This is a genomic window from Mycobacterium sp. UM_Kg1 (genome assembly GCF_000972925.1).
Classification (GTDB): domain Bacteria; phylum Actinomycetota; class Actinomycetes; order Mycobacteriales; family Mycobacteriaceae; genus Mycobacterium; species Mycobacterium hiberniae.
In genome coordinates this window covers 1-230 of the sequence record NZ_JRMK01000396.1, presented here as the reverse complement: position 1 = coordinate 230, position 230 = coordinate 1, and the positions used below count along the sequence as shown (strand labels likewise).

1 protein-coding gene is annotated in these 230 nt (G+C 67.0%); it reads left to right on the top strand.

Features of this window, described 5'->3' with window-relative positions:
• Nucleotides 1-6 precede the first annotated feature (6 nt).
• A partial coding sequence (locus LI92_RS21695; protein WP_046322804.1) for a hypothetical protein occupies nt 7-230 on the top strand: 224 nt, incomplete at its 3' end.

Below are 230 nucleotides of genomic sequence, written 5' to 3'. Positions count from 1 at the left end.
GTGGAGATGAGCTTGTTGGATGCGCATATTCCGCAGTTGGTGGCCTCGGAGTCGGCGTTCGGCGCCAAGGCGGCGTTGATGCGGTCGACGATGGCGCAGGCGGAGCAGGCGGCGTTGTCGGCGCAGGCGTTTCACGTCGGTGAGGCGGCGGCGGCGTTTCAGGGGTCGCATGCGCGGTTTGTGGCGATGGCGGCGCGGGTGAATGCGTTGCTGGACATGGCGCAGGTGAA